The following is a 23,033-nucleotide window of genomic DNA, read 5'->3' as shown; positions in this document are numbered from 1 at the left end:
GCCCATGCAGCCATTTACTACCATCGACCGGGTTGTCGTTCCGGTCGATCGACCCAACGTCGACACCGACGCGATTTTGCCGAAACAGTATATGAAGATCACGGGTCGAACCGGCTTTGGGCCCTACCTTTTTGACGAGTGGCGCTATCTGGATGCCGGCGAGCCAGGCGATGATTGTACGGGTCGCCGCCAGAACCATACTTTTGCGCTTAACTTGCCTCGCTATCAAGGTGCCGGCATCTTGCTCGGTCGCGCAAATTTCGGTTGTGGGTCAAGCCGCGAGCATGCGGTCTGGGCGCTGTCAGAGTGGGGAATCCGCGCGTTGGTTGCGCCGAGCTTCGCTGAAATCTTTCGCGACAACTGCCTGAAGAACGGACTGCTGCCCGTTGTGTTACCTGAGTTTGTGGTGAACACACTGTTTGATGTGGTGAGGGCAGACGAGGGGTACCGTCTCGCTATTGACCTCGTAGCGCAAACAGTGCTCATGCCAGACGGCAACGAGCACGCCTTCAACATAGACCCGTATAACAAGGCCATGCTGCTTGACGGCCTGGATGCGATAGGTGCGACGCTACGCCATACACAAGAGATAGATTCGTTCGAGCGCCAACGTCTGGCGCAGGAACCATGGCTGGCAAGCACTGGTGCCGAATGACTGTACCACTCTTGCAGAACCAAGAAATTTAACTGGAGATATTGATGGAGACCGAGAACACGCTCACCGCGTCGCGCACGCCGTGGCATGAGAATCTGACGGCAAAGCATTGGCGCACGTTAAATGGCGCATTCCTCGGTTGGATATTCGACGGTTATGAGGCGCTCGCCTTGATCGTCATCCTGCCTTCGCTCATGCAATCGGTGTTGACACCTGAGCAGGCAGCGTCGCGCCCCGTGTTCAGCGGGCTCGTCATTGGCATCACATTACTGGGATGGGGCATTGGAGGGTTGGTGGGCGGTACCATGGCCGACTATGTGGGCCGTAAGAGGATGATGATGTGGTCCGTGTTTCTATACGCGGTCCTCACGGGTTTTACCGCTTTGGTACAGGACGTGTGGCAACTTAGCGCCATGCGGTTCCTCACGGGGCTTGCGATGGGCAGCGAATGGAGCACGGGTATCGCCCTCGTGGCCGAAACCTGGCCAAAAGAAGCGCGGTCAAAAGGGGCGGGGTTCCTGCAATCAGGTTTTGGCTGGGGTACGTTGATTGCGGCAGTGGTCTGGTTCGTGCTGAATGAATATAGCCCGCTCGGCGTCGAGAATTGGCGCATCATGTTCTTGATCGGCGCCCTACCTGCTTTCTTCGTCCTTTACTTTCGTCGCGGGGTAGACGAATCCGAGAAGTGGATCGAAGCTGTCCGCAGCAAACGCTGGAGCGCAACCGAAGGTGCGATAGCTCATACTGCCTCCGGTAAGCGCCCCTTCACGCTAAAGCAGATCTTCACGGAACGCGAAGCTGTCCGTCGCATCGCTCTCACCACGTTGCTGTCAATCGTAACCATTGTCGGCTGGTGGGCCGTTTCGAGCTGGCTGCCCGTATATACGGGTGCGTTGGCTGCTGCCGGCCACGTAGCCAATCCGGGAACGTGGATTTCCTCTGTCAATATCCTCTATACGATCGGCGCCATCGTCGCTTACATGGCGTCCGGCTTTATTATCGACGCAGTGGGCCGCCGCTGGTTCCTGTTTCTGACGTTTGCCGGTTCACTGGTTACGACAGTACTGGTCTATGCTTGCGTAGAGACCGTCCAGGGCATGCTGATCCTCTCGCCTATTAACGGGTTCTTTACGCTGGGCTGCGCTTTCGCATGGCTCGCCATTTACCCGGCCGAGCTCTTCACGTCATCGGTTCGCTCGACATCGGTTAGCTTCGTTTTCAACTCTGCCCGTCTTATCGCGTGGGTGTTTCCCATTCTTTCGGGGTCGCTGATCAAGTCCCTCGGCGGCGTGTCACATGCTGCATTGGTATTTGGCTCGGTATACGCCTTGGGCATGATACTACCCTGGTTCCTGCCCGAGACGAAGGACCAGGATCTCCCAGACTGACGCTTATCCTCGCCGACGCACAATGAGGCTGACAAACCGGTTGTGTCGCGTTAACGACGATGAGGTGAGAACGTACTTGCATGAATAGGACTGCTTACATCGATAGAAAATGGAATTGCTCAGCTGCGATCGAAGAAACGCCACCATCACACATCTGCCCCTTGTGGCTCGTGTGCATGACTTCGATGCCGGACAGGATGATGCGCGGACAGCGGAAATCCTTGAACCCCGTCATCGGCTCTCGCCGTTCTGGTCAATCGCCTTTTCTCTAAGTAGCGGCGAGCAGCGGCCTTGTCACGATGGGCGCGGAGCAGGAAATCCACCGTGCGGGCCGCCTTGTCGACGGCATGCGCCGGCCGCTGCCGGACCTTCGATCGCTTGCGCGAGCCGGTGCCTGCCCTCCGGTCGATCGTCACCGACCCGCCGAATTACCGATAAGCGCGATCAGACCAGCGCGCGCGCCGCGATCCCCAGCACCGTCGATGCGCACGCGCGCGCGAGTTCCCCGCCCTTGATCTCGAAGTGCTCGCGGAAGAACCGATTGTGCTCGTCGGTCTCGTGGTAACGATGCGGCGTGAGCACGCCGGACAGTACCGGCACGCCTGTTTCGAGCTGCACCTGCATGAGCCCGTTGATGACCGCCTGCGCGACGAATTCATGCCGGTAGATGCCGCCGTCAACCACGAGCCCCGCCGTGACGATCGCGGCGTAATCGCCGCTGGTGGCTAGCTGCTTCGCGAGCAGCGGAATCTCGAACGCACCGGCGACTTCATGGAGATCGACGTCTGCGCGGCTGAAACCATGCGACTGGATCGCGTCGAGAAACGCGACGCGGCACCGGTCGACGATATCGGCGTGCCAGCCGGCCTGCACGAAGGCGAGACGGGGACGCGCGTCGCGTTCAACGACGTTGCGGGAAAATTGGGAACTAGCGTTGACGGTCGAGGACATTACGATCAAAAGTTAGAAGACGAAACTGGCGCTGAGGCGGCGGCGCATCGGCGCGCGCCACCGCGAGCGCCGCTCAGGCCTGCCGCGAGCGTTCCCACTGCTCGGCCCTGTCGAAGGCCTGCATCAGCCGGGCATGACGCTCGTCGATCCACTGGCGCGGCGCGCTGTGCGTGAACACGTAGAACTCGCGCTGCCGGATTGCGAGCAGCACGCGCTCGCCGACCTGTTCAGGCGTAAGACCATCCTTCACGAGGTCGCGCAGGAAGTGATTCTGCGGGCGCTCGAACGCGCCGCCGAAGCGGTCAGGCCGCGCCGATGCCGACTGGTCGAGGTTCGTGCGCACCGCGGCCGGACACAACACCGACACGCCGATGCCGCTGCCTTCGAGATCCTGTTCGAGCGCCTCGGAGATCGCGACCACGGCGTACTTCGTCATCGAGTACGCGCCGGTGTTCCAGCCCGGCCTGACCTGGAACCCGCCGATCGATGCGGTGTTGACGAGGTGGCCGCCCTCGCCATGCGCGCGGATGCGCGGCAGGAACACCTTCATCCCATGCAGCACGCCGTACACGTTCACGCCGATCACCCAATCCCAATCGGCGGATTCGAGTTGCTCGACCGGCACGCCGTGCATCGCGACGCCCGCGTTGTTGACCGCGACGTGCAGCTTGCCGAAGCGCCGCTCGACCGCGTCCGCGGCGGCCTGCACCGACGCGAGATCCGATACGTCGACTTGCAGCGGGAGCGCCTTCGCGCCTTCCGCCTCGATCGCGGCGACGACGCCATCGAGCGCATCGCGGCGAATGTCGGCCACCGCTACCGACATGCCGGCGCGCGCGAACGCAGTGGCGACTCCCGAGCCGATGCCCGACCCGGCGCCGGTCACGATCGCGACTTTTCCTTCAAGGTCCATGAGTGAGTCTCCGTCGAAGTGGTTGCAGTCAGACTGCCGCCGTCGCGCCGCCGTCCACTGGTATCACAGTGCCGGTGATGAAGCTGCCGGCCGGCGATGCGAGTAGCAGCGCGAGCCCCTTGATCTCGTCCGGCGACGCGAGGCGCCGAAGCGGCACGGCTGACGCAAACTGCGCGGCGATCAGCGGCTCCCGATGCAGCCGTCCGCCGGCGATGTTGGTCAGGAACGGTCCCGGCGCGATTGCGTTCACGAGCACGTTATGCGGCGCGAGATCCACCGCCGCCTGGCGCACCACGTTGAGCATCGCGGACTTCGTCGCCGCGTACGCGTAGCCGACGAATGGCTCCGCGCGAATCCCGCCGATCGACGCGGTCACCACAATGCGGCCGCCCTGCTGCGCAATCATGTGTTTCGCGGCCGCCTTGATCGACCACGTTGCTGCGGTCAGATTCACGTCGAGGACGTGCCGCCAGTGGTCAAGATCGATCTGCCCGATGCGGCCGGCGTCGCCGAACGCAAAGCCGGGCCCCGCGCTGATGCCCGCGTTCGCGAACATCGCATCGAGCCGACCATGACGCGCGACGATCCCGTCGACGACCCGCTCCAGCGCGTCGAGATGCGACACGTCGAGCACTTCCGTGTCCACGCTCAGGCCCGCGGCGCGCAACCGGGCCGCCGCTGCGTCAAGTCCCGGCGCGTCGACGTCCGTCATCACCACGTGCGCGCCCGCCTCCGCGAGCGCCTCGGCCATCGCGAAGCCGAGTCCGCTGGCCGCGCCGGTCACGCAGCCCACACGTCCGTTCATGTCGAGCAGTTCGGTGACGTTCACGCGATCTCTCCCGCGGTGCGGTTGAGCGCGAAACACGCGATCGCGCCGAGACAGACCGGAATCGCGGCCAGCATGAACATCGTCTGCATCGACACGTGCATGCCGATCAGCGCGCCACCCGCGAGCGGCCCCACCACCGCGCCGATACGGCCAAGACCGAACGCATGGCCCACGCCGTTGGCGCGGCACGAAGTCGGATACAGAATGCCGGCCATCGCGTTGAGCCCCGCCTGCAGGCCGAGCACGCAGAAGCCAACCACGAACAGCCCGGCGACGAAGAACGTGGACGACACCACCGTGAAGCCAGCCAGCCCGACCACCGGAATGCACAGAAAGAACAGCGCGCTCAGCGGCTTCAGACCGCTGCGGTCCACGAACCGGCACAGCGCAAAGCCGCCCAGCGTGCCGCCCACCTGGAACATCGACAGGCCGAACGCCGCGGTGCCTGGCGTCACGCCCGCCGCCATCGCGAGCGTCGGCGTCCAGCTATTGATGAAATAAAACACCATCAGGTTCAGCGCGAACGTGAGCCACAACAGCGGCGTCACCTTCGCGAGGCGGCCTTCGAACAGCTGGCGGAAACGGAACGCGCGCGTCGTGCCGGTCGTGCCCGCATCGTTCAGGCGAGTAACGAGCTGCGCGTCGGCGGGCACCGCGACGTGCGGCATGAGCCGCCGCAGCGTCGCGATCGCGCGGGCGCGACGCCGCTCGTCCAGCGCGAGGAAACGGATCGACTCAGGCAGCGCGAGCACGAGCAGCAACGCGATCGCCAACGGCAGGATGCCGCCGACCCAGAACAGCACCTGCCAGCCGAAACGCGGCACCAACATCACCGACACGAGGCCGGGCAGCGACGCCCCGAACGTGTTGCCGGAGAACATCAGGATCACCATCGTCGCGCGATAGCGCTTCGGCGAATACTCGCTCGTCAGCGCGATCGCGTTCGGCAGCACGCCGCCGATTCCGACGCCCGCGAGAAACCGCAGGCCAATCAGTTCCGGCACCGACGTCGCGGTCGTCGCGAATACGGTAAGGATACCGAACGAGATGCACGATGCGATCAACGCGAACTTGCGCCCAAGCCGGTCGCCGATGAAGCCGAAGAACAGCGAACCGAGCAGGATGCCGATCAGGCTCGCGCTGAACACCGGCCCGAGCGATGCGGGCGGCACGTGCCATTCCTTCACCAGATGCGGTCCCGCGAAGCCGACCGCGATGATGTCGTAGCCATCCAGTAGCATCACGACAAAGAGATATACGAGCAGCCGGATGTTGAACCAGCCCAGCTTCTGCCCGTCGATCAGATCGTCGACGTCGAATATCGATGACACTTCGTCTCCTCCTTTATGTGCCCGTGCGGGGCGTGCCTGTTTCACACGATGGGCGGGTAGATCGGTCAAGCTGGGTCCGTCCGGAGCGCCGGACGTCGGACGTCGGACGTCGGACGTCGGACGCATCAGATCAGAAAAAGAGCTGCAGGCCCATGTACGCGGCCAGTTGCGAAGTCGTGGACGACGGCGCCAGGAGTGCCATCGCGGCCACCGATCCGCTGGCGTGCTGATACACGACCGACGCGAACACTGAGGTCCGTTTCGAGAGCGAATAGACGTCGGAAAGGCCGGCCGTCACATAGTGCGCGCTGGCGAACGTGGAGTAATAAGCGCCAGTCGAAATCAGGTTCGCCGGGCTCGTGCGCAGACTCGCGCCGGCCTCGCCGGTACGCATCTTTTCGGTGACGCCGTTCTGCGCCTCGACCCACACCTGCGAATAACCGCCCCGCACCTGCCACGCATTGTTCAGGTCGTACAGCACGTTGCCCGCAAGGATCTGCACCGAGCGCGCCACGATCGCCCCTGACGGCGGCACCGGCCTGCCCGCGAATTCCGTGAACCCAAGCTGGGTGCCGAGCGCGAGCGTGCGGTCGTGCTGGGAACTGTAGACGACCGCGGCCCGCAGCGGCCCGTTAGAGTAGCTGACGCCCCCGCCTGCATAACGGCCGGGCTGCGTGGTCGTGTCGTCGAAGCCGTACATGCCCTCGACGGTCAGGCCGTACCATAGCGGGGACGTGTATTTGACCGCGTTGTTGTAGAACGTACTGCCGAAGCTGTCGAGATTCGCCGGGTGATACAGCTGATAGATGCTGGTCTGGTAGCCGTTCGTCAACGGCATGATCATCTCGTTGGTCACATCGAACTGCCGCCCCAGCGTGAGCTTCCCGTAGGCGGTGGACTGCAGGCCGACCCACGCCTGCCGGCTGAACATGTCGCCGGCGATCAGACCGGCGCCATTCGCCGTGTTGATGCCGTTCTCGAGCTTGAAGATCGCCTTCAGACCTCCGCCGAGATCTTCGGCGCCGGTAAAGCCGATCCATTCGGGTGTCGTGCCGCCGCCCATGAACACGGTTTTGCCGCCATGCTGATTACTCACGTACGCAATACTGTTTCCGAGGCTGCCGTACAGCGTGACACTGCTCTGTGCCATCGCGTACGGAACGCAGCAGGTCGATGCGGCGATCGCCAGCATCCATTGCTTTTTCATTGTTCGTCTCCGGGAACTCTTTATTTGTATTCGGCGACCGCAGTCCATCTGCATCTGGCGACAGCCGTGCCTTGCCCGACAGGAATGTGAGTGCCACGGGCACACCGGTATCCGACTTGCACCGCAAGGGTCACCTGCCAGTTCTGGCGGGACTAACTCTATGGGCGCAGTCGCGGCGTGTCGACCCACTTCACGCGATAGTCACTATCAATTTTGTTGACGTCGTTGCCGCGATCGCGCGGAACCCTTGTGTTTCCGGGCCGCCGGCAACATTCGTTGCAACGCGCGCACACCCGCTCAGGGTTTTCCATGCCTGAATCACCGACGAAACGATAAGTACACTTATTATCTCGACACGAGAGGAGATCTCAATGACAGACGCAACCGAAAGTTTTCATGAAATCAACGGGTGCAGGGTTCGGGTGATGCGTGGCGGCAAGGGCGAGCCGCTGCTGTTCCTTCATGGCGCGCGCGGGGCGACACACTGGGTGCCGTTCATGCAGAAGCTCGCCGAGCGCTATGACGTGATCGTGCCAGAGCATCCGGGATTCGGCGGATCCGACACGCCCGCGTGGCTCGACAACGTATCCGACCTCGCCTACTTCTACCTCGACTTCCTGAAGCATTTCGGCCTCGATTCCGTGCGCGTCGTCGGCAATTCTCTCGGCGGCTGGATCGCGTCCGAGATGGCGGTGCGCAACACCGGCGCGATTCGTTCGGTTGTCCTGATCGCCCCGGCCGGCATCCACGTGAAGGGCGTGCAAAAGGGCGACATTTTTATGTGGAACCGCGAAGAGACCGCGTACAACCTGTTCTACAACCCCGAGCTCGCGAAGGCAGCACTCGCCGTCGAGCCAACCGAAGCCGAAATCGACACGATGCTGAAGAACAACCTGATGACGGCCAAGCTGACGTGGCAGCCGCGTCTGTACAACCCGGATCTGTACAAGTGGATGCACCGCATCGACGTGCCGGTGCAGGTGATCTGGGGCGACCACGACAAGGTGATTCCGGCCGACTACGCGGCCGCATTCCAGGCGCTGATTCCGGAATCGCGCGTGAAGGTCATCACGAACTGCGGACATCTTCCGCACATCGAGAAAGCGGACGAGGTGCTCGACACGATCGCCGATTTCGAGGAGGTAACGCAATGAAGTTCTTTTTCATGCATCTGATGCCGTACGCGGATCTCGATCTCACCTACTCGGAAAAATATGACTCCGCGTGGGTCACGCTGCCGAACAGCTATTACGACCCGAAGAAAGGCGCCGCGCTCTATAACCGCTATCTCGACGAACTCGAATACGCGGACGAAGTCGGCTTCGACGGCGTCTGCGTGAACGAGCACCACTCGAACGCATACGGCCTGATGCCGATTCCGGGCGTGATCGCAGGCGCGCTCGCCCGCCGCACGAAACGCGCGAAGATCGCCGTGCTCGGCCGTGCGCTGCCGCTCCTGAACAATCCGCTAACCGTCGCGGAAGAGTACGCGATGCTCGACAACATCACCGGCGGCCGGCTGATCGCGGGCTTCGTGCGCGGTATCGGCGCCGAATATCACAGCTGGGGCTCGAATCCGGCCATCTCGCACGAACGCTTCCACGAAGCGCATGACCTGATCCTGCGCAGCTGGACAGAGACCGGTCCGTTCCCGTTCGAGGGCAAGCACTATCACTTCAACTACGTGAACGTCTGGCCGAGGGTCTACCAGCAACCGCATCCGCCGATCTGGATTCCTTCGCAAGGCAGCCGCGAAACGATCGAGTGGGCGTCCGATGCGTCGCGCCGCTACACGTACCTGCAGACGTTCAGCCCGGTCGCGGCGTTGAAGAAGTACATGGAAATGTACAAGGAGCAGGCGGAAAGGAACGGCTACACCGCGACGCCGCAGCAGCTTGGCTGGTCCGTGCCGACCTATGTCGCCGAGACCGACGAGCAGGCTTACCGCGAAGCGAAGCCGCACATCGAAACGATGGTCAACAAGTTCCTGCGGATGCGGCCGGAAATGCTGCTGCCGCCGGGCTACTCGTCGGTCGAGTCGATGAAGGGCATGTTGCTCGCGAAGAAGGCCGTTGCCAGCACGTCGGGCGGCAAGACGATCGACGAGCTGATCAAGAGCGGCATCTTCCTGTGCGGCAGCGCCGCGACCGTGCGTGACCAGATCCTTCACTACCAGAAGGAAATCGGCTTCGGCACGTTCATCAGCCTGATGCAGTTCGGCACGCTGCCGCACGAGCTCACGCTGAAGAGCACCCGCACGTTCGCGCAGCATGTGATCCCAGCGTTGCGCGACGTCGGCGAGCCCGCGGCCGAAACCGCCGCCGCCTGACGCCGACGTCCACGGCCGGCGCGGCCTTGTGCGCCGGCTCTGCCCCATCCGCCGGGCGGCCCGCGCCGCCGGCCTCTCCATAGGAGGACCCGTCATGTCCCGTCGTACTACCCCACGCATCGTCGGCATCGGCGGCACCGTGCGCGCGGGCTCGTCGTCCGAGCTCGCGCTGCGCTTCTCGCTGAAAGCCGCTGAGGAAGAAGGCGCACTCACCAGGCTGATCGCCGGCGAAGACCTCGTGCTGCCGATGTATGCGCCGGAAAACCGTCGCGAAGACCCGCGCTCGCAGCGGCTCGTCGAACTGCTGCGGGAGGCCGACGGCGTGATCGTCGCGTCGCCCGGCTATCACGGCTCGCTGTCCGGGCTCGTGAAAAACGCTCTCGACTACACCGAGGACATGCGCACCGACGAGCGTCCGTACTTCGAAGGCCGCGCGGTCGGCAGCATCGTCTGCGCGGCGGGCTGGCAGGCGGTCGGCACGACGCTGACTGCGCTGCGCTCGATCATCCACGCGCTGCGCGGCTGGCCGACGCCGGTCGGCGTCGGCATCAATACGAGCACGCGCGCGTTCGACGAAAACGGCGACTGCCTCGACCCGGCCGTTGCCGGACAGTTGCGGCTCGTCGCGAAACAGGTCGTCGAATTCGCGCGCCTTCGTTCGCTCGATGCGGAATACGCGCCGCCGCTGGCACGCGCCGCGGCCACTCGGTGACGGATGAACCCGGCTCTGCGACAATCATGATCCCGCTTCGCGCCGGCGCGGGCCGGCGTCCGTACACCATGTCACATGGACAACATCGATCTCAAGACACTGCAGATTCTCAGCGAGCTGCACAGAACGCGTAGCGTGTCGGCGACCGCGGCGAACCTGCACGCGACGCAGTCGGCGATCAGCATGACCCTCGCGCGGCTGCGCAAGCACTTCAACGACACGCTGTTCGTGCGGACCTCGGCGGGCATGGAACCGACGCCGCTCGCCGACGAGCTGATCGCGCGCTCGTCCGAAGCGCTGGGCCTGCTGCAGGCGATGCTCGGCTATCACGCGACGTTCGCCGCCGGCTCGGCCGCGCGCACGTTCCGGATCGCGATGACCGACATCGGCCAGATGGTGACGCTGCCCGCGCTGCTGCAGCGCCTCGGCGAGGAGGCGCCCGGCGTTATGCTTGAAGTGTCGCTGATCTCCGAGCACACGCCGTCGTTCCTCGAGTCGGGCAAAGTCGATCTGGCGATCGGCTTCCTGCCGCCGCTCGACGCGGGCTTTTTCCGGCAACGGCTGTTCTACGAGCACTTCACGTGCGTGCTGCGCGACGATCATCCGCGCATTGCGGATGAATTGACGCTCGACGCGTTCCTCGCCGAATCCCATGCGGTGATCAGCCCGAGCGGCACCGGCCACACGCTGCTCGAACGCGCGATGCGCTCGCACCGGATCGAGCGCCGGCGCGGCATCGAGATTCCGAATTTCCTCGGCGTGTCCGCGGTGATCGAGGCCACCGACTATCTGGCGATCGTGCCGGCGCGGCTCGCCGCCCACTGGCGCGCGCGCGGCATGGGCATCCGCTCGCTCCCGTTGCCGTTCGCGGTATCCGAATACATGGTGATGGCACACTGGCACGAACGCTATATGCGCGACCCCGGGCTGCAATGGCTGCGTGAACTGATCAGCAGCTGCGTGAACTGATCGGCAGCCTTTACGGGTAACCCGTCTTGCGCGCCGCGTCGCGTTGCGCGCCACCGTTCATCACCGGGCTTCTTCGATCGAGGTCGTTTTGACAAACAGCACTTCCAGCACGCGCCAGAAGGCGCCGCCGCCTGACGCCGGCGCCGGTGCCGGCGGCAACGACGAATTCAGGCTGAACCGGATTCCCGGCTTCCTGATCCGCCGCATCCAGCAGATCCTGACCGCGATGGTGTTCGAGGAAACCGACGACTGCGAAGTCACGCCGGTCCAGGTCGCCGTGATGATGTCGGTACGCGAATTTCCGGGCAGCGACCAGAAGCGGCTCGCGGAAATCATCGCGATCGACCAGTCGACGATCGGCAACGTCGCCGAGCGGCTGGAACAGCGCGGCGTGCTCGTGCGCAAGCCGAAGCCCGGCGATCGCCGCTACAAGGTGCTGGAGTTGACCCGGGCCGGCGAAAAGTTGCTCGATCGTTCGGAGCCCGGCGTATGGGCGGCCCAGGAAAAGTTTTTCGCGTGCCTGACGAACGCGGAGCGCGCCGCGTTCTTCGAAACGCTCCAAAAGCTCGTGCGTGTGAACGGCGATCACGCGCGGGTCGCGCAGGATCTGCCGCCGGTGGCGACGCGCGTGATCAAGCGACCGCGCTGAGGCACAACGAATGGGCGGCACCCGTCCGCCCATTCGTCCCGACGCATGGCTCAGGCGGCGCGGCCCTGCTCGCGCCACAGGCCGAGCGCCTGTTGCGCCGGCCGATCCGAGAAGCTGAACAGCACGGCCTCGCCCTGCGGGGCATGATGCGATACCGACACCCACGACGGCACGACGAACGCATCGCGATGCGTCCAGTCGAAACGGCGGCCGTCGATCACGCTATAGCCGCTGCCCTCGGCGACCGCGAACACGGTCGCGTCGGTGCTGCGATAGCTCGCGCCGTCGAAGCCGGCCGGCAGCAGCTGCAGATACGCACCGATCGTCGGCATCGGATAGCCACCCGTGGCCGGATTCGCATACTGCAGCTTGAACGCGTGCACCGGATGCGGAGCGCCGCGCTGCGCGAGGTGCGCGAGCGCCGCCCGCGACGGCTCGTAACGGTACGCGAAAAGCGGGCTGTTATGGCCGCGCACCTCGTACCCGAACGGCAGCATGTTGGTGCCATAAAGCGCGGTGGCGTCGTCTTCCGCGCGCACGACCGGCTGAACCTCGTCCGCGTATTTCTCGGCGAAGCTGGTATCGAACAGATTGACGATCGGCACGTCGAGACCGTCGAGCCACACCACCGGTTCGTCGCCGGTGTTGCCGTGATCGTGGAACGTCCACGACGGCGTGATGATGAAGTCGCCGGGATGCATCGACACGCGCTCGCCATCCACGGCCGTATACGCGCCGTTCCCCTCGATGATGAAGCGCAGCGCGCACGCCGCATGCCGATGGCTCGCCGCGATCTCGCCCGGCAGAATCAGTTGAAGCCCCGCATACAGGCTGTTCGTGATCTGCGAGCGTCCGCGAATGCCGGGGTTTTCGAGCACCAGCACGCGGCGCTCGGCTTCGTGCGCGGTAATCAGTTCGCCCGCTTCCATCAGCAGGCCGCGCAGACGGTCATATTGCCAGTGGGCCGGTACGCAAGCCGTCCGCGGCTGCGGCGTGACGAGTGTCGCGAGCGTCTCCCACAGTGGCGCCAGATCCTTTTCATCGAGGCGTCGATAGAAGTCGAGCCGCTCCGGCGTCGTCGCCGGTTTTTCGTGTATCGGTGAGGTGTTCAATTCGGAGTCTCCGTGAATCGCGCGGCCCGGGTGCCCAGGCCGATCGCTTCGAGGTCGGCGGCTGCGCTCACGCAGCGCTCACCTGTACTGTCATGTTGCCGATGCGCTCGATCGATGCGACCATCGTGTCACCCGGCACCACCGGCGACACGCCTTCCGGTGTACCGGTGATGATCACGTCGCCCGGGTTCAGCGTGTAGAACGACGACGCGAATTCGATCAGCTCCGGCACGCCGAGGATCAGGTCGCGCGTGTTCGCCTGCTGCCGTACCTCACCGCTCACCGCGATCGACAGGTCGAGCGAGCCCGGGTCGCCGAGTTCGTCGCGCGTCACGAGCCACGGACCGAGCACGGTGTAGCTGTCCGGCGACTTGCGCAGGCTGCGTTCCTCCGGCCCACGAATCGTCATGTCGAGGCCGATACAGTATCCGGCGACGTAATCGAGCGCGTTCTCGCGCTTGATATTGCTGCCGCGCTTGCCGATCACGACCGCCAGCTCGACCTCGTGGTCGTTGCGCCGATCCGTGTGCACGAGCCGCACGCCCTCGCCCGCGCCGACGAGCGAGCTGCCCGCCTTCAGGAACAGCCCCGCCTTCTGGATGTGATTGATCAGGTTGCCGTGATGCAAACCCTTGTCGGCGAGCACTTCCATCAAGTGCTTCGTATAGTTCACCGGCGCCGCGATGATCTTCCCCGGATTCGCGACCGGGCTCAGAAGCCGCACGTCGCGCACAGCGACGACCGGCGCTTCGCGCATCAACTGGCCAGCGCGCTCGCGCACGGCGTCGAGATGCTCGATCAGCAAATCGCCGTTCGGCAGCGGATAGCGCAACGAAGGCAGCACATCGAGTGCCGGCGTCACGTCGTAAATCAGTTCTCCTTCGATAATGCCAAGACGATTGGCGTCGAATCGACAGAATTTCATGGACTGCGTCTCCTGAGTGTTCTTCCGTCCGCGCCGCTTCGGCAACGGACATTTCGCCAGCGAGGTTTGCGTGCCGCCGGCCCCAGACCCTACGTTATTCGCTCTGGACATATGCCGTCGAGATCTGCAGGGTGATAGGTATTATCAAAATTATTGAAACGCAGACCGGTCCGGCCTTGCAGACGAATACGGAAGACTATAAAGTCTGAAAAATTCGAAACCTGTTCAAAATTGAGCGTATTCCGATGGCCACCCGAAAAACTCCCGCCGCGAGCAACGCCGTGCCCGACCGGACACTGGGCCTGCGCGAGCGCAACAAGCTCGACAAGCGCCAGCGCATCAAGGCGGCCGCGCGCGCGACCTTCGTCGAGAAGGGCTACGACGCGGCCACCACCCGCGAGATCGCGATGCGCGCGGACGTCGCGATCGGCACGCTGTTCGTCTACGCGAAGGACAAGCGCGACCTGCTGCTTCTGATCGTCAACGACGAACTGGAGGAAGCGACCGAACGCGCCTCAGGCGCATTCAAGAAAAAGACCTCGCTGGTCGATCAGGTCACCGCTTTCTTCAAGATCCGCTATGAGATCTGGGCCAACGAACCCGCCCTTTCCCGACCCGCGGTGCGCGAAACCCACGCGTATCTGGTCGGCGAAGAAGCCGATGAAGGCGAGATCGCGCGTTTCTATGCGAGGCGCACGCGCACGCTCGATGTGCTCACGCAGATGATCGCCGACAAGCAGGCGCTGGGCGAGATCGTGCCCGATGAAAAGCCCGAAGCAATCGCGTCGCTGATGATGACGATCTACATGACCGAGGTGCGGCGCTGGCTCGCTTCGCCGAAGCCGCAGGTCGAGTCCGGTATCGCCAGGCTGCGCGACGTCTTGCGGCTTGCCATGAAGGGCGTTTATCCGTCAGCGCCAGCGACGAAAGGCAGCGCGAAGAAAAGCGTACGCGCATCCTGAACGTCGCATCGCCGGCCGGCGGTGCGCAACAGTTCGCGCCGTCAAACGCGGCGCCCCGCCTGGGCGCCGCGTTTGACGGATCTCTTGAATCAGACGATTTCGGCGGCGCGGCGGATGCTCGCGATCATCGACGAATTCATCAGGTATTGCCGCGCGCTGACTGGATCGGCCGCGATGGTGCGCATCTCGTCCAGCCGCTCCGTGCGTACGGCCGGATCCTTTTCTTCGAGCAGCCGCTTGTTGCGGATCGTGATCGCCTGAACGTACTCGATGTTGGTCTGGCGGCGCTGCCGGTCGTAGAGATCGAGCAGGCTGTCGGGCGCGCCGTTCAGCATCACATCACATAGCTTGCCGGTGAGGTTGATCGCGTCATGAATACCGCTGTTCAGCCCCATCCCGCCGAGCGGATTGTTGATGTGCGCGGCGTCGCCAACCAGCATCGCCCGGCCGACCCGGAAGCGGCTGGCGACGCGCTGGTGCACCCGGTACACGCTGCGGTACAGGATCGGATAGTCCTGGTCCGACGACAGAAAACCCTTGATGCGGCTTTGCACGTAGTCGTCCGCGAGCACGTCCGCGTCGTCGAGTTCGGGCGGAATCGGGAATGCCATGCGCCAGATCCCCGGCGGGCCGTCGTGCGGCTGGATGAAGATCGCGACCCATTCGTCCGGATCCGCGATGTACGCATTGCCCGTGAAGCCCTGCTCGCGCAGATCGTAGTCGGTCGCGAACACGAGGAAGCGCTCCGGCCACGTGAAGCCTTCGAATTCGACGCCGAGCGACTTGCGCACCGCGCTGTGCGCGCCGTCCGCGCCGATCACGTAGCTCGCGCGAATGGCGCCGTCGCCGTCCGGCGCCTGAAAGCGCACGGTCACGCCGTCGTCGTCCTGCTCGACCGCCGTGCAGCGATGGCCGAACAGCAGCGTGACGTTCGGCATCGCGCCGAGGATCCGGTACAGGATGCTCGACAGCTTGTGCTGCTCGCAGTGCAGGCGGAACGGGTAAGGCGTCAGATCCGCGATCGCCGCGAGATCGAACCGCGCGATCACGCCCGCGCGGCGATCGCGAATCTGCCATTCCGGCACCGGGATGCCGGCTGCAACCAGTTCCGCGCCGACGCCCAGTTCGGCGAGCATCTCCACCGTCGGCGGATGGAACGTGCCCGCGCGCAGGTCGGTCGGGATCTGCGACTCGATTTCGAGCACGCACACGTCGAGGCCGCGCTTCGCGAGCGCCAGCGCCGCGACGAGACCGACCGGGCCGCCGCCGGAAATCACGATGGGGTCACGCTTCATGTTCATTCCTTGTCACTGAAAGTATTCGTTGCCGGCCCGATCACGGCCCAATATTTGATCTCACTCATTTTTGAGCGTGATTCAATTTTATGGGCCGGGAATTTACGCTGTCAAGCGCGGCTCGGGCTCGCGGCGGCCAAGGGTTTCCCCCGATGCATTCGCCCCCGCTCACCCGTTAAATTTGATCATAGTCAATTTTGATCGTAGTCACTCATCACACGCGGTTCAAACTGGAACCGGGGTCGGAGACAGAACATGAAGGAAGGCACCGCCAGCGTCGATGTCGGCGCGGCAATCGAGGGAGGACGGCTGCGCCGTTTCCATTTCCAGCTGGTGTTCTGGTCGATGGTGATCATGGTGTTCGACGGCTTCGACCAGCAGATGATCGGTTACGTCGCGCCGTCGGTGATCCGCGCGTGGCACATCGCCAGCCCGGCGTTCGTGCCGGTGTTCACGACCAGCATGGTCGGCATGATGCTCGGCGCGACGCTCGGCGGCAGCGCGGCCGACCGCTACGGCCGGCGCACGATGATGATCGCCGGCATGGCGGTGTTCGGCCTGTTCACACTCGCTGCCGCGTGGGCGACGACGATCGCGTCGCTGTCGATACTGCGCCTGCTTGCGGGCATCGGCGTCGGCTTCGCGGTGCCGAACGCGCTAGCGCTGACCGCCGAATACGCGCCGAAGCGCCAGCGGGCAACGCTAATCACGATCATGTTCCTCGGCTACACGATCGGCGGCGCGGCCGGCGGCTGGGCTGCCGCGGCGTTGATTCCGCGCTTCGGCTGGCCGGCGATGTTCGTCGTTGGCGGTGTGCTGCCGCTCGCGCTGCTGCCGGCGGCCTTCTTCGTGCTACCCGAATCGATCCGCTTCCAGTTGCTGCGCCACGGCGACGTCGCCGCCGTGCGCGAGAAGCTCGTGCGCATCGTCCCGGACCTTCGGATCGGCCCCGACACGCGGCTCGTCGCCCGCGAGGAAGTCCGGAAGGGCCAGCCGGTGTGCCACCTGTTCACCGAAGGCCGCGCGTCGTTCACGTTGCTGCTGTGGATCACGTTCGTCGCAAACCTGATGACGCTGACGTTTGTGATGACCTGGCTGCCGACCGTGATCGCGAACGCCGGCATTCCGCTCACGCGCGCCGTTATCGTCAGCTCCTTCTTCCAGGTCGGCGGCATCGTCGGCGGCGTGGTCATCAGCCGGCTGCTGGACCGTGGCACGATCCGGCCGCTCGCGGCCTTCTTCGGTGGCGCTGCGCTGTCGATCGCGCTGATCGGCAGCATCGGCAACAACCCGTTGCTGCTCGACTGCGTCGTGTTCGCGGCCGGGCTCTTCGTTGTCGGCGGGCAATTCGGCCTCAATGCGCTCGCAAGCAGCGCGTATCCGACCTTCATCCGCTCGACCGGCACCGGATGGGCAATGGGGATCGGGCGGCTCGGCGCGATCATTGGGCCGGTGATCGGCGGCATCCTGATTTCGCTCGCGCTGCCGCAGCAGACGCTGTTTCTGTATGGCGCGGTGCCGATGCTGACGGGCTGCGTCGCAATCGTCGCAATGATTACGAAAGGCCGGCACGCGCCGCGCGTCGCGGACGTGCAGCAGCCGATCGCCGAAGACGCGCTCAACTCGCACTGAACGTTGCGCCGGGACGTGTGCCCGGCGTAACGCCGTCAAAACGTTTCTGTCGAAGCAAGACAATTCTACTCGCTTGTCAAATAAGGAATCCTGTTGTTTTTAGGAACTTGTGCCCACAACGCGGTATCGGGACAAAGCCCCAAATGCAACCTCACGTCGTGTTGAACACGAAATGATTAAGTTCATCATGTTGCGAGCCGAAGTGCTACCCGCGGTGTGCGGTGCGTAGCAGCGCATACCCATGTAGTTTCGGGCAGACAGTCGATGGAGTTTTACTCGATTTCACATTACAGATCGCTCGTCAAGAGCACCGGCGGAGGAACGATCGAGGCAGCGTAAGCGCCAGCTGCTTCTGCCACGTAGACTGGCGCATGTGAACCATCACACGCCCCTCCCCGAAGCAGGATTACTAGGAACTACCCTCAATCGGGGAACGGGCAAGCCCAGCGCATTTAGCGCCGCCCTAGCCCGTCCATATGGACGCATGCAATCAGGCAACCCGTCTGCAGATCTTTGTTGCCGGGCGGTTCCTGCCCCCGAGGTGCGAGTCGTTCAGGACGCCGTGGATTGTTAGTTCCGATCGTCCATCGCCCTTTGCAACCGGGCACCTGACGCGGGCTTCAGCTGGTTCACGCATTAATCTCGCATCCTCGTTGCGTACCCTGTGACCGAAGGTGCTAGACACCCTCCTCTCCCATTGCACGAGGGTGAAGGTCGTCAAGCTGGTGCGCGATCTTGGAGATGGAAGCGGTTTTGCCTGGGGCAAGGATCTGCAGCGTCACGTCGACAAGTTTGCGTGGTGAGCACGGCGGCAGCTACAAGCAACGCGAGCGGCGCGCGACAACGCTCGCGGCGCTGGAGGATTACCCGCTCAAGCATGTCACCCATGCGCGGCCTTAACGGATGGCGGCGTCCGTCGCCGGGGAACGAAAATGCCAGACTCGAGCGCTACCGCTATCCGAACGAAGGCCCGAAGCGTGTCGCGATGCGCTCTGTCGACTCGAACAATTCGCGCAGCACGGGGCTCGTACAAGTCGGCTGCACATACAGATAGAACGCAACCTCCGGCAGGCGCGGCAAACCATCGCCTTCGGTCAGTACGCGCATATTCGCGTCGAGCAGTTCCGTGGTCCGCGCGGTGACGCCGAGGCCCGCACTGATCGCGGCCTTGATGCCTGTTAGCGTTGGAGACATGAAACTCGTCCGCCAGGGGATGTCGTTTGCGTCGAGTTCAGCAATCGACAGCTTGCGAAACAGGCTCAGCTCGTCAGCCATCACGAGCGGCACTGGCTCCCCCGGATTGAACGTGAAATCCTCAGCGCAGATCCATACCATCGGCGACGTACGCAGCGTAACCCCCGGGAACGCATCGTCGTAGCGCGTCGAGATCACGAGATCGAGTTCTCCGTCGCGCAACGCATCCATCAGGAACGGGCTACGTCCGACATTGATTTCCATCTGCAGTTCAGTCGACAGCTTCGATAAACGCCGCAGCATGTTCGGCAGGATCGAATCTGCCACGTCGTGCGGCGATCCTATGCGAACTTTCTCGCCTGGGCCTCGCGAATGCGCCAGCTGCACCGCCTGGTCGTTCAGCGCGAGGATCTTGTGCGCGTAGGCGAGCAGCCTCGAGCCATCCGTCGTCATCATCTTTTGCCGACCCCGCTTCTCGAACAGCGAGCAGCCCACTTCCTGTTCGAGCCGCTGCATCTGCTGTGTGATCGCTGACTGGGTTCGGCCGACCTGTTCGGCCGCTGCAGCGAACGTTTCGCGTTGCGCTATGGCGACGAACGTGCGCAGGAGATCGATATCGAGGTTTCGCATTCCAGGTATCCGATAGTTCAATTGTGCTAATGCTTTCTGACAAAGAATTAAATTGTTTGCCAAAATTTTGACCGATAAGCTTGTCAACACTCAAGCACAATTTATGCAACCGGAGGCATGTGAGGGCGTCGGCGCAGGCCCGCGGCGCACAGCCGGGCACGCTCGAGCGCAGCGCCCGTCATCGCAGAGACTTCCTTTCTGGAGGAGACCCCGCTTTATGTGGCAACGAAAACTGGCCGTCCTGACGATCACCCTCCTCGCCACTCTAGGCAGAGCGAATGCGGACGAGCTGGCCGACATCAAGACCCGCGGCACCCTCGTGTGTGGCACGCAAAACGCCAGCGAACCGTATGCCTTTCCCGATGCCACCACGCGCCAGATCGTGGGCTTCGACGTCGACGTCTGTCGTGCACTTGCCCAAGGGCTTGGCGTCAAGCTCGACCATCGCACGTTGTCGACCGATGCGCGCATTCCCGAACTGAAGACGCACCGCGTCGACGTGCTCGCGGCGGCAATGGCGTGGTTGCCGGCCCGCGCCGCGCAGGTCAACTATAGCGATCAGTACTACGTAGCGCCGATCCGCGTGTTGGTGCGCGCCGATTCTCCGATCCAGAATCTCGATCAGCTTGGCGGCAAAAAGATCGCAGCTTCGGAAGGGTCGAGTTCGGCTGCGGTCTCGGTCAGCCGTCTGCCGAACTCAAACCTGCTGACGTTTCACGATATTCCATCGGCCTTCCTCGCGCTTCAGCAGGGCAAGGTAGATGGTCTCGTCGCCGGCCAGAACATCCTCGCGCGCTTTGCGAACGAATCGGCGCAAAAGGGCGGCCAGCAATACCGCATGCTCGCCGCGCCCGTCTACGAGGAGCGCTGGGGCGTCGTGATGAACAAGAATGAGCCGGCGCTGATGGCCGCGGTCAACAAGATCCTGCACGACTACGACAAGTCGAACGGTTTGCAGCAGAGCTTCTACAAGTGGCTCGGCGTGAACTCGCCGTACAAGTTCACGCGCGACTACAAGGTCGAGCCGATCAGGACGCAGTGAGCGCGCGTGAGCTTCGTGTGAAGCACGAAGCGTCATAGAAGCTGCCGGGGCGGCGCCGGAACGCAACGCGCGCCGCCCCCGCGATCCTTTTCATCGACTCCAGACGACCTGCCCCAGCATGTTCGACTTCTCCTTTCTGCTCGACGACGGCTATCTGCCTCTGCTGCGCAACGGTGTGCTCACCACGTTGCAGCTGTTCGTCGTTTCAGGCCTCTTTGCGATCGCCGTAGCCGTCGTGCTCGCGACGCTGCGTGCACTGCCCGTCAAGGCGTGCAAGGCGTTCGTCGTTGCCGTGGTCGAATATCACCGAAACGTGCCGATGCTCGTGCAGATCCTCGTGTGGTATTTCGGCGTCCCGCAACTGCTGCCCTCGCCGCTCTATCACTGGGTCAACGCGGGGAATACGGAGTTCTTTTTCGCGACGATAGCGCTGGCGCTCAACTATGGCGCTTTCATGTCGGAAGACCTACGCTCCGGATTGCGCACGATTCCGTACACGCAGCAGGAGGCGGCATGTTCGATCGGCCTCACGTACCTGCAGGCGTTCCGCTACGTGATACTGCCGCAAGGCATGCGCGTGGCACTGCCGGGGCTGCTGAACCAGGCACTGCGGCTTTTCAAGGACAGCTCACTCGCCATGGCGATCGGCGTGCACGAACTGCTGTACAACACCCGCCAGATCGACAACCTGACGTTTCGCACCTTCGACGTATTCCTGCTCGCAACGGTCCTCTACCTGATCGGCACGCTCGCCATCATGGCAATCTCCGACCACTTCGCAAAGCGTCGTACGACTCCGCTCGGAACCTGAGCCCATGTTCGATATCCTGCATAACTATCTTGCGCTGTTTCTGGTCGGCAACTGGCCGCATGGGCCGCTCGGCGGCGTGGCGATCACACTCGTCATCTCGGCGCTAGGTCTCGCAGTGTCGTTCCCGATTGCCGTCGCGATCGGCCTTGCCCTCGTCTCGCCGTTGCGCGGTTTGCGTCGCGCCGCCAGCATCTGGACACGCCTGATCCGTGGTATTCCGCTGCTGATGCTCATTTTCTGGGCCTATTTCGCCGTGCCGCTACTGGTCGGCGCGGAGGTGTCGGCGGTCACGACGGCCGTTAGCGCGATCATCGTCTACGAAAGCGCGTTCCTCGCGCAGATCGTTCGTGCCGGGCTCGAAGGGCTGCCGCGCGGCCAAATGGAAGCCGCGCGCTCGAACGGCCTCTCGTGGCTGCAGAGCATGCGCTACGTACAGTTGCCTCAGGCGCTCGCCAACATGCTGCCGTCGATAGTCAACCAGTTCGTCTCGATCATCAAGGCGACCTCGCTCGCCTACGTGATCGGCGTGCCCGAACTCACGTATTCGGCGGCGCAGGTCAACACAATCACGCTGACGAAACCGCTGCAAACCTTCCTCGTGCTCGCCGCGTTCTATTTCATCCTGTGCTTCGCCATCTCGCGCTTCGCGGGGCGGCTGGAGCGCCGCATCGCTCGCCAGCGCGCGGGCCTCGCCTGACTTCGCAGGAGTAACGCCACCATGACCATGCTCGCCTTCGAGAACGTGCACAAGCACTACGGTCAGCACCATGTGCTAAAGGGCATCGACGCCGTGATCGAACGCGGCGAAGTTGTCGTCGTATGCGGTCCGTCCGGCTCCGGCAAGTCGACGCTGATCCGCACCGTCACCCGGCTGGAAGCGATCGACCAGGGACGCATCCTGTTCGAGGGCTGCGACGTGAATGCGCGCAACATCAAGCTAAACCGGCTGCGCGCCCGCATCGGCTTCGTGTTCCAGAGCTTCAACCTTTTTCAGAACCTCTCGGTCAGGCAGAACCTGATCCTGGGTCCGACGAAGGTGCTCGGCATGTCCCGCGACGAAGCCGTCTCTCAGGCCGAAACGCTGCTGGCCAAGGTCGGCCTCGCGCACAAGATCGACGCGATGCCCGCGAATCTGTCCGGAGGACAGCAGCAACGCGTGGCGATTGCGCGCGCGCTCGCGATGAAGCCGCCTCTTATGCTGTTCGACGAACCGACGAGCGCACTCGATCCGGAAATGGTGCAGGAGGTGCTGCAGGTCATGCGAAGCCTCGCCGACGAAGGCCTGACGATGATGATCGTCACCCACGAAATGGGCTTCGCGCGCGAAGTGTCGAGCCGTGTCTGGTTCATGGACCAGGGCCAGTTGCTCGAGGACGCGCCGCCCGCCAGGTTCTTTAGCCGTCCGGCGCACGATCGCGCGCAACGTTTCCTGCACGACGTCCTGCGTCCCTCTCTACGCGAGCTTGCCGCGCATGGCGCCGCCTGACCTGCACCGAG

General features: G+C 63.5%; 22 protein-coding genes and 2 pseudogenes. 14 read left to right on the top strand and 10 right to left on the bottom strand.

Annotated elements, in window-relative coordinates:
• The first annotated feature begins 4 nt into the window (after positions 1-4).
• Both leuD and JMY28_RS34230 read left to right on the top strand, forming a co-directional pair.
• On the top strand, positions 5-655 hold the full coding sequence (gene leuD / locus JMY28_RS34235; protein ID WP_201700313.1) for a 3-isopropylmalate dehydratase small subunit: 651 nt from the start codon (positions 5-7) through the stop codon (positions 653-655).
• Between the two features lie 44 nt (positions 656-699).
• Positions 700-2,043 carry an MFS transporter gene (locus JMY28_RS34230; RefSeq protein ID WP_201700312.1) on the top strand — a complete coding sequence of 448 codons (1,344 nt, stop codon included), beginning with the start codon at positions 700-702 and terminating at the stop codon, positions 2,041-2,043.
• A gap of 94 nt (positions 2,044-2,137) precedes the next feature.
• On the opposite strand, the pseudogene JMY28_RS34225 reads toward JMY28_RS34230, so the two are convergent.
• The 6 genes and pseudogenes from JMY28_RS34225 to JMY28_RS34200 all read right to left on the bottom strand — a co-directional run.
• A pseudogene (locus tag JMY28_RS34225) lies at positions 2,138-2,390 on the bottom strand (IS6 family transposase); the annotation flags it as partial.
• A 97-nt stretch (positions 2,391-2,487) separates the two neighbouring features.
• Entirely contained in the window at positions 2,488-2,994 is a 507-nt protein-coding gene (locus JMY28_RS34220) for a 6,7-dimethyl-8-ribityllumazine synthase (RefSeq protein ID WP_201700311.1), read from the bottom strand.
• 73 nt (positions 2,995-3,067) lie between these two features.
• Positions 3,068-3,907, bottom strand: a complete 840-nt coding sequence (locus JMY28_RS34215) for an SDR family NAD(P)-dependent oxidoreductase (protein ID WP_201700310.1) — start codon at positions 3,905-3,907, stop codon at positions 3,068-3,070.
• Between the two features lie 28 nt (positions 3,908-3,935).
• Entirely contained in the window at positions 3,936-4,736 is an 801-nt protein-coding gene (locus JMY28_RS34210; protein WP_201700309.1) for an SDR family NAD(P)-dependent oxidoreductase, read from the bottom strand.
• A complete protein-coding gene (locus JMY28_RS34205) occupies positions 4,733-6,067 on the bottom strand; it encodes an MFS transporter (RefSeq protein ID WP_201700308.1) in 1,335 nt (444 codons plus the stop codon). The genes JMY28_RS34210 and JMY28_RS34205 overlap by 4 nt, the downstream gene beginning before the upstream one ends.
• A 130-nt stretch (positions 6,068-6,197) precedes the next feature.
• Complete coding sequence (locus tag JMY28_RS34200; protein ID WP_201700307.1) at positions 6,198-7,274, bottom strand: porin; 1,077 nt, start codon at positions 7,272-7,274, stop codon at positions 6,198-6,200.
• 371 nt (positions 7,275-7,645) lie between these two features.
• Between JMY28_RS34200 and JMY28_RS34195 the strand changes: the two genes are divergently transcribed.
• From JMY28_RS34195 to JMY28_RS34175, 5 genes are all read left to right on the top strand, one after another.
• Positions 7,646-8,428 (top strand): alpha/beta fold hydrolase, encoded by a 783-nt coding sequence (locus JMY28_RS34195; RefSeq protein WP_236597176.1) that lies wholly within the window; start codon positions 7,646-7,648, stop codon positions 8,426-8,428.
• Positions 8,425-9,603, top strand: a complete 1,179-nt coding sequence (locus tag JMY28_RS34190; protein WP_201700306.1) for an LLM class flavin-dependent oxidoreductase — start codon at positions 8,425-8,427, stop codon at positions 9,601-9,603. The genes JMY28_RS34195 and JMY28_RS34190 overlap by 4 nt, the downstream gene beginning before the upstream one ends.
• Positions 9,604-9,697: 94 nt before the next feature.
• Complete coding sequence (locus tag JMY28_RS34185) at positions 9,698-10,315, top strand: NADPH-dependent FMN reductase (protein WP_201700305.1); 618 nt, start codon at positions 9,698-9,700, stop codon at positions 10,313-10,315.
• A 75-nt stretch (positions 10,316-10,390) separates the two neighbouring features.
• Entirely contained in the window at positions 10,391-11,284 is an 894-nt protein-coding gene (locus tag JMY28_RS34180) for a LysR family transcriptional regulator (RefSeq protein ID WP_201700304.1), read from the top strand.
• Positions 11,285-11,372: 88 nt separating this feature from the next.
• Positions 11,373-11,933: a MarR family winged helix-turn-helix transcriptional regulator gene (locus tag JMY28_RS34175; RefSeq protein WP_201700303.1), complete on the top strand. Its 561-nt coding sequence runs from the start codon at positions 11,373-11,375 to the stop codon at positions 11,931-11,933.
• Positions 11,934-11,983: 50 nt separating this feature from the next.
• Here JMY28_RS34175 and gtdA read toward each other — a convergent pair whose 3' ends face one another.
• The gene (gene gtdA, locus JMY28_RS34170; RefSeq protein ID WP_236597175.1) at positions 11,984-13,045 is read right to left on the bottom strand and encodes a gentisate 1,2-dioxygenase; all 1,062 of its coding nucleotides are present in this window, start codon (positions 13,043-13,045) and stop codon (positions 11,984-11,986) included.
• A gap of 67 nt (positions 13,046-13,112) precedes the next feature.
• The gene (locus JMY28_RS34165; protein WP_201700302.1) at positions 13,113-13,970 is read right to left on the bottom strand and encodes a fumarylacetoacetate hydrolase family protein; all 858 of its coding nucleotides are present in this window, start codon (positions 13,968-13,970) and stop codon (positions 13,113-13,115) included.
• Positions 13,971-14,215: 245 nt separating this feature from the next.
• On the opposite strand from JMY28_RS34165, the gene JMY28_RS34160 reads away from it, so the two are divergent.
• Complete coding sequence (locus JMY28_RS34160; protein ID WP_201700301.1) at positions 14,216-14,932, top strand: TetR/AcrR family transcriptional regulator; 717 nt, start codon at positions 14,216-14,218, stop codon at positions 14,930-14,932.
• Between the two features lie 89 nt (positions 14,933-15,021).
• Here the strand turns inward: JMY28_RS34160 and JMY28_RS34155 are convergent, their stop codons facing one another.
• Complete coding sequence (locus tag JMY28_RS34155; RefSeq protein WP_201700300.1) at positions 15,022-16,227, bottom strand: FAD-dependent oxidoreductase; 1,206 nt, start codon at positions 16,225-16,227, stop codon at positions 15,022-15,024.
• Between the two features lie 255 nt (positions 16,228-16,482).
• Between JMY28_RS34155 and JMY28_RS34150 the strand changes: the two genes are divergently transcribed.
• Positions 16,483-17,859 (top strand): MFS transporter, encoded by a 1,377-nt coding sequence (locus JMY28_RS34150; protein WP_201700299.1) that lies wholly within the window; start codon positions 16,483-16,485, stop codon positions 17,857-17,859.
• Between the two features lie 671 nt (positions 17,860-18,530).
• A pseudogene (locus tag JMY28_RS39585) lies at positions 18,531-18,662 on the top strand (type IV toxin-antitoxin system AbiEi family antitoxin domain-containing protein); the annotation flags it as partial.
• 151 nt (positions 18,663-18,813) lie between these two features.
• Here the strand turns inward: JMY28_RS39585 and JMY28_RS34135 are convergent.
• The gene (locus JMY28_RS34135) at positions 18,814-19,683 is read right to left on the bottom strand and encodes a LysR substrate-binding domain-containing protein (RefSeq protein ID WP_201700373.1); all 870 of its coding nucleotides are present in this window, start codon (positions 19,681-19,683) and stop codon (positions 18,814-18,816) included.
• Positions 19,684-19,900: 217 nt separating this feature from the next.
• Between JMY28_RS34135 and JMY28_RS34130 the strand changes: the two genes are divergently transcribed.
• From JMY28_RS34130 to JMY28_RS34115, 4 genes are all read left to right on the top strand, one after another.
• Positions 19,901-20,725, top strand: coding sequence for a transporter substrate-binding domain-containing protein (locus JMY28_RS34130; protein ID WP_201700298.1), 825 nt, complete (start codon positions 19,901-19,903; stop codon positions 20,723-20,725).
• Positions 20,726-20,843: 118 nt separating this feature from the next.
• Complete coding sequence (locus JMY28_RS34125; protein WP_201700297.1) at positions 20,844-21,536, top strand: amino acid ABC transporter permease; 693 nt, start codon at positions 20,844-20,846, stop codon at positions 21,534-21,536.
• 4 nt (positions 21,537-21,540) lie between these two features.
• Complete coding sequence (locus JMY28_RS34120; protein ID WP_201700296.1) at positions 21,541-22,233, top strand: amino acid ABC transporter permease; 693 nt, start codon at positions 21,541-21,543, stop codon at positions 22,231-22,233.
• A 27-nt stretch (positions 22,234-22,260) separates the two neighbouring features.
• Positions 22,261-23,022 carry an amino acid ABC transporter ATP-binding protein gene (locus tag JMY28_RS34115; RefSeq protein ID WP_201700372.1) on the top strand — a complete coding sequence of 254 codons (762 nt, stop codon included), beginning with the start codon at positions 22,261-22,263 and terminating at the stop codon, positions 23,020-23,022.
• Positions 23,023-23,033 lie beyond the last annotated feature (11 nt).

This window comes from Paraburkholderia hiiakae (genome assembly GCF_904848665.1).
GTDB lineage: Bacteria > Pseudomonadota > Gammaproteobacteria > Burkholderiales > Burkholderiaceae > Paraburkholderia > Paraburkholderia hiiakae.
Note: the sequence above shows the minus strand (reverse complement) of the source record. Positions and strands in the feature narration are given on the sequence as shown.

What these genes read in the sequence shown, in the direction of transcription:
- leuD (WP_201700313.1), top strand. Translation starts at nt 5, where the DNA reads ATGCAGCCATTTACTACCATCGACCGGGTTGTCGTTCCGGTCGATCGA.
- JMY28_RS34230 (WP_201700312.1), top strand. Translation starts at nt 700, where the DNA reads ATGGAGACCGAGAACACGCTCACCGCGTCGCGCACGCCGTGGCATGAG.
- JMY28_RS34220 (WP_201700311.1), bottom strand. Translation starts at nt 2,994, where the DNA reads ATGTCCTCGACCGTCAACGCTAGTTCCCAATTTTCCCGCAACGTCGTT.
- JMY28_RS34215 (WP_201700310.1), bottom strand. Translation starts at nt 3,907, where the DNA reads ATGGACCTTGAAGGAAAAGTCGCGATCGTGACCGGCGCCGGGTCGGGC.
- JMY28_RS34200 (WP_201700307.1), bottom strand. Translation starts at nt 7,274, where the DNA reads ATGAAAAAGCAATGGATGCTGGCGATCGCCGCATCGACCTGCTGCGTT.
- JMY28_RS34195 (WP_236597176.1), top strand. Translation starts at nt 7,646, where the DNA reads ATGACAGACGCAACCGAAAGTTTTCATGAAATCAACGGGTGCAGGGTT.
- JMY28_RS34190 (WP_201700306.1), top strand. Translation starts at nt 8,425, where the DNA reads ATGAAGTTCTTTTTCATGCATCTGATGCCGTACGCGGATCTCGATCTC.
- JMY28_RS34185 (WP_201700305.1), top strand. Translation starts at nt 9,698, where the DNA reads ATGTCCCGTCGTACTACCCCACGCATCGTCGGCATCGGCGGCACCGTG.
- JMY28_RS34180 (WP_201700304.1), top strand. Translation starts at nt 10,391, where the DNA reads ATGGACAACATCGATCTCAAGACACTGCAGATTCTCAGCGAGCTGCAC.
- JMY28_RS34165 (WP_201700302.1), bottom strand. Translation starts at nt 13,970, where the DNA reads ATGAAATTCTGTCGATTCGACGCCAATCGTCTTGGCATTATCGAAGGA.
- JMY28_RS34160 (WP_201700301.1), top strand. Translation starts at nt 14,216, where the DNA reads ATGGCCACCCGAAAAACTCCCGCCGCGAGCAACGCCGTGCCCGACCGG.
- JMY28_RS34155 (WP_201700300.1), bottom strand. Translation starts at nt 16,227, where the DNA reads ATGAAGCGTGACCCCATCGTGATTTCCGGCGGCGGCCCGGTCGGTCTC.
- JMY28_RS34150 (WP_201700299.1), top strand. Translation starts at nt 16,483, where the DNA reads ATGAAGGAAGGCACCGCCAGCGTCGATGTCGGCGCGGCAATCGAGGGA.
- JMY28_RS34135 (WP_201700373.1), bottom strand. Translation starts at nt 19,683, where the DNA reads ATGCGAAACCTCGATATCGATCTCCTGCGCACGTTCGTCGCCATAGCG.
- JMY28_RS34130 (WP_201700298.1), top strand. Translation starts at nt 19,901, where the DNA reads ATGTGGCAACGAAAACTGGCCGTCCTGACGATCACCCTCCTCGCCACT.
- JMY28_RS34125 (WP_201700297.1), top strand. Translation starts at nt 20,844, where the DNA reads ATGTTCGACTTCTCCTTTCTGCTCGACGACGGCTATCTGCCTCTGCTG.
- JMY28_RS34120 (WP_201700296.1), top strand. Translation starts at nt 21,541, where the DNA reads ATGTTCGATATCCTGCATAACTATCTTGCGCTGTTTCTGGTCGGCAAC.
- JMY28_RS34115 (WP_201700372.1), top strand. Translation starts at nt 22,261, where the DNA reads ATGCTCGCCTTCGAGAACGTGCACAAGCACTACGGTCAGCACCATGTG.